4 protein-coding genes are annotated in these 4,638 nt (G+C 75.5%); 2 read left to right on the top strand and 2 right to left on the bottom strand.

Annotated elements, in window-relative coordinates:
* Nucleotides 1-169 precede the first annotated feature (169 nt).
* Nucleotides 170-1,615: a tetratricopeptide repeat protein gene (locus tag IE212_RS35505; protein ID WP_190201916.1), complete on the bottom strand. Its 1,446-nt coding sequence runs from the start codon at nt 1,613-1,615 to the stop codon at nt 170-172.
* A gap of 92 nt (nt 1,616-1,707) precedes the next feature.
* Between IE212_RS35505 and IE212_RS34360 the strand changes: the two genes are divergently transcribed.
* On the top strand, nt 1,708-3,123 hold the full coding sequence (locus IE212_RS34360) for an FAD-binding oxidoreductase (RefSeq protein WP_190201915.1): 1,416 nt from the start codon (nt 1,708-1,710) through the stop codon (nt 3,121-3,123).
* A gap of 20 nt (nt 3,124-3,143) precedes the next feature.
* Here the strand turns inward: IE212_RS34360 and IE212_RS34355 are convergent, their stop codons facing one another.
* Complete coding sequence (locus IE212_RS34355) at nt 3,144-3,554, bottom strand: SsgA family sporulation/cell division regulator (protein ID WP_190201914.1); 411 nt, start codon at nt 3,552-3,554, stop codon at nt 3,144-3,146.
* A gap of 256 nt (nt 3,555-3,810) precedes the next feature.
* On the opposite strand from IE212_RS34355, the gene IE212_RS35310 reads away from it, so the two are divergent.
* The coding region (locus IE212_RS35310) for a DUF2510 domain-containing protein (protein ID WP_229864722.1) at nt 3,811-4,638 on the top strand (828 nt) is incomplete at its 3' end.

Below are 4,638 nucleotides of genomic sequence, written 5' to 3'. Positions count from 1 at the left end.
CGGCCGGAGCATCCCGGCCCGGGCCACACCGGCCCGCAGGACCGCCGCGACCCGGTCCGCGACCGACGGCCGCTCCGGGGTGGTAGCGGGCGGTGGCCGTCATGGCCCCCGAGTGGCCGCGAGCGGCCCCGGGCGGCCCCGAGCGGCCCGATGGCGCGGCCCGGCGGGCTCAGTCCTGGTCCCCGTCCAGCTCCGGCAGCTCGTCGTCCGGCGGCTCCCCGAGGGCCTGCGCCGCCGTCCTGGCCGCGCGTCCGTGCAACGGTGAGAAGTGCGGGTTGATCCGCAGTGCCTCCGCGAGATGCCGCCGGGCCGGCCCGTAGCGCTCCAGCTCCCGCTCGATCATGCCGCGGTGATACGCGTACAGCGCACTGCGCACCCCACCCCCGTGCTTCTCCTCCGTAGCCCGCACCGCGAACGGCAGGGCCTCCTCGTGCTGCCCGGCCCGGTGCAGCGCCCAGCCCAGCGCGTCGGCCACCTCCGTGCCGGGCTGCCGGCGCCACTCCGCGCGCAGCCGCCGCACCGCGGCCCGCGGATCGCCGTGGTCCGCCTCGAACTGCCCCAGCACCAGCTCCTCGTCGGCCCCGGCCGCGGCAGCGCTCCGCACCCGCTCCCGCAGCAGGTCGTACTGCACCCGCGCGGCCTCCGGCATGCCCAGCGACTCGTACAACACGCCCAGCTCCAGGGCGTACCGGGGACACGGCTGCCTGGCGAGAGCCGCCCGGTACGCGTTCAGCGCCTGGGTCGTCCGGCCCAGGGCCGCCAGTGCCCTGCCCTGCCCGGCCTGCGCCGCCCGCTGGTCGGGGTCGAGGCGCACCGCCTCCCGGAAGTGCCGCAGCGCGTCCTGGAGGTCACCGCGCTCCCAGGCCAGCTGCCCGGCCCGCTCCAGGTAGGCGGCCCGTTCCGCCGGGGCCCGCGCGCCCGCCGCCGCGTCCGCCAGGGAGGCCGCCGCGTCCTCGCGCCAGCCCCGGTCCCGGTAGACGGCCGCCGCCCGCGCCAGCACGGCCGGGCCCGAACGCAGCTCCGTCAGCCGGTCCAGCGTCCGCTTGGCCGCCGCGTGCTCGCCGAGCCCGGTGTAGGCGTCGATGAGCAGCGGATACGTCGTCCATCTGCGCGGCTCCAGCCTCAGCGCCGCCTCGCCCCACCGGCGCGCGGCGGGAAAGTCCCGGCGCGCGCCCGCCAGCGCGGCCAGCCCGGCCACGGCCTCCGTGTTCCGTTTCGGCCGCACCCGCAGCGACGTGCGCAACGCCTTCTCCGCACGCGGGTAGTACGCCGGGTCCGCCAGCCGCCGTCCCTGCTCCACGTAGGCCACGCCGAGCACCGCCCAGGAGCGCGCGTCCTTCGGGTTCGCCCGCAGCCGCTTCTCCCGCTCGTCGATCAGCTCCGCCAGATCGGGCAGCGCGGCCGGGGCCCCCGCGCTGACCGCCGCCATCGCGACCGCACCCGGCGACGGCGCGGCCGGCCCGGCGGTTCGCTCCCACGGCAGCAGCACCAGCACCCCGCCGAGCACGGCACACCCCGCGACGCAGGCGAGCACCACCCGCCGTCCGCGGAAGCGGCGTGCAGTCCCACTGCTCTCCTGCCCCTCCAGGCCCTCCTGCTGGTTCTCGTTCTCCATGGCGCTCACTGTGCGTCAGTACGACGACCACACCCGGTCAGGCCAAGGGTGCCGGAGACGGGGTTCACACCGATGGCCCCGGGTGCGACCCTGTGATCGTGAGCCGTATCGAAGCGCCCAGCTCCGAGGAGACCACGACGCCCGGCGGTCTCGTCGACCTGCTGCTCAGCGGCCTCCCCGCCGAGACCGTCCTCACCGATCCCGGCGTCACGGCCTCCTACGCCAACGACATGGCCGGCTTCTGCCCGGCCGGTACCCCGGCCGTCGTCGTCCTGCCCCGCACGGTCGAGCAGGTCCAGCACGTCATGCGCACCGCCACCGCCCTGCGCGTCCCGGTCGTCCCGCAGGGCGCCCGCACGGGACTGTCGGGCGCCGCGAACGCCTCCGAGGGCTGCATCGTGCTCTCCCTGACCAAGATGGACCGGATCCTGGAGATCAGCCCGGTCGACCGCGTCGCCGTCGTCGAGCCCGGCGTGATCAACGCCGCCCTCTCCCGGGCCGTCGGCGAACACGGCCTCTACTACCCGCCGGACCCCTCCAGCTGGGAGATGTGCACCATCGGCGGCAACATCGGCACCGCCTCGGGCGGCCTGTGCTGCGTGAAGTACGGGGTGACCGCCGAATACGTCCTCGGACTTGACGTCGTACTGGCCGACGGACGGCTGATGTCCACCGGCCGCCGCACCGCCAAGGGCGTCGCCGGGTACGACCTGACCCGCCTGTTCGTCGGCTCCGAGGGCTCCCTCGGCATCGTCGTGCGGGCCGTGCTCGGGCTGCGCCCCAAGCCCCCCGCCCAGCTGGTGCTGGCCGCCGAGTTCCCCTCCGGGGCCGCGGCCTGCGACGCCGTCTGCCGGATCATGGCGGGCGGCCACGTCCCGTCACTCCTCGAACTCATGGACCGTACGACGGTCAGGGCCGTCAACGACATGGCGCGGATGGGCCTCCCGGAGAGCACCGAGGCGCTGCTGCTCGCCGCGTTCGACAGCACCGAACCGGCCGCCGACCTCGCCGCCGTCGGCGCGTTGTGCGAGGCCGCCGGCGCCACCCAGGTCGTCCCGGCCGAAGACGCGGCCGAATCCGAACTGCTCCTCCAGGCGCGCCGGCTGTCGCTCACCGCGCTGGAGGCGGTGAAGGGCGTGACGATGATCGACGACGTGTGCGTGCCCCGCTCCAGGCTCGGCGACATGCTGGCGGGGGTCGACCGGATCGCCGGGAAGTACCGGCTCACCATCGGGGTCGTCGCCCACGCGGGGGACGGCAACACCCACCCGACGGTCTGCTTCGACCCCGGGGACCCCGACGAGTCGCGGCGGGCCCGTGAGTCCTTCGACGAGATCATGGCGCTCGGCCTGGAGCTCGGCGGCACCATCACCGGCGAACACGGCGTCGGCGTCCTCAAGAAGGAGTGGCTGGCGCGCGAGCTCGGTCCCGTGGGGTTGGAGATGCAGCGGGCCGTGAAGCAGGCCTTCGACCCGCTGGGCATCCTCAACCCGGGCAAGCTGTTCTGACGGCCGCGCCGCAGCGGGCCTCACTGGGCCAGCAGCTCGTCCAGCTCGTCGTCGAGCCGCAGCCGCTCGGCCTCCGTCCCCGGCGGGACCGCCCGCAGCGTGCGCTCCAGCCACGCCGACACGTGCGCCACCGGGGCCTGGAGCAGGGCGTCCCCGTCGGGTGAACTCAGCGCCATCAACACGACACCGCGTCCCTCGCTCTTGGCCGGCCACACCCGCACGTCGCCCTGGCCGCACGGCCGGAACACTCCCTCCACCAGCAGGTCACGGGCGAACGTCCAGGTCACGGCGTACACCGAGCCGACGTGGAAGGTGACCTGCACGGCGTACGGGTCGTCGGTGACGTACCCGAGCCGGGCGGGCACCGGGATCCGGTGCTCCGGCGACAGGACGAGCATCAGCTCCAGTTCCCGCTCCACCACGGTGCGCATGCGATGTTCCCTTCTTCCCGAACGGCTGAACGGCGGCCCGTGAGGGCCGGTCAGGAGGAGAGAGGGCGCGGGGGCTTGGGCATTACGCGCGTTGTGGAGGTTTTTCAGCATGGGGCACGCGCCGCCCGGTCCGTACGGCGCGTAGCACAACGGTGCTCGAAAGGGGCGGGTCCCGTGGGAGCGGCGGTGGGGCTTGCCCTCGTCTGATAGATGTGGAGGCCCCCATTTGGCCCTCGAGCAGATACGGGACGTGGAGATGAGCGCCCCAACCCCGGCCCCCGGTGACGACAGGCCCCGCGAAGGTTATTACCCGGACCCGTCCATTCCTGGATATGTCCGGTACTGGAACGGTGCCTCCTGGGTGCCGGGCACCAGCCGTCCGGCACCCGAGGACGGAGAGACGCTCGCGCCCCCGTCCGGTGCCGATGCCGCCTCGGTGGAGGAGACCGGCCCGCACTTCTTCGACGAGGACCCGGTCGAGCAGCCGCCCGCCGCGGACTCCCAGCACGGCAGCCGTCCGGAACCCGCCTCCGCCTGGGGCGCCGACCGCTCCCGCCAGTCAGGTTTCGGCCGCGACCAGGAACGCGTCTCCTGGGGCGCCCCGCAGGGCGCCCAGGGCGCCGGCCGGAAGCCGCCGCAGGCCGACCGGCGGCCGGACGGCGAGTCCGCCCCCGCCGCAGGCCAGGAGGCGGACGCGGCGGCCGCCGACGGCACGTTCGTGTTCCGCCGCCCGACGGCGAACTCCGGAGCCGAGGCCCCTGCGGACGCTCCTGACGAGGGCACGATGAAGTTCCGCGCGGTCGCCCCGCCTTCGGGCCCGGGGGAGGCGGCGCCCGGCGGCGGCCCGGCGGGCTCCGCTTTCGGCCCGCCCGGCGGGGCGGGTGGCGTCGCGGCCCCAGGCTTCGGGGCGCCGGGTGGCGTGGCCTCCGGCTCGGGCGGCACCCCGGCGGGACCCGCTTCCGCAGGGCACGCCGACGCGGCCGGTCCCCCCGGCGTCTCGAGCCGCCCCGGTTTCGGCGCGGGCAAGGCCGCCACCACCCGTGCCGCCGCCGCGCCGACCGCGGCCGGGGGCGCGACCGCCCAG

Origin of the sequence: Streptomyces djakartensis (genome assembly GCF_014651075.1) — a bacterium.
GTDB classification, from domain to species: Bacteria; Actinomycetota; Actinomycetes; order Streptomycetales; family Streptomycetaceae; genus Streptomyces; species Streptomyces djakartensis.
Note: the sequence above shows the minus strand (reverse complement) of the source record. Positions and strands in the feature narration are given on the sequence as shown.

Coding starts and splice junctions, on each gene's coding strand:
- IE212_RS34355 (WP_190201914.1), bottom strand. CDS start 3,554: ATGCGCACCGTGGTGGAGCGGGAACTGGAGCTGATGCTCGTCCTGTCG.
- IE212_RS35505 (WP_190201916.1), bottom strand. CDS start 1,615: ATGGAGAACGAGAACCAGCAGGAGGGCCTGGAGGGGCAGGAGAGCAGT.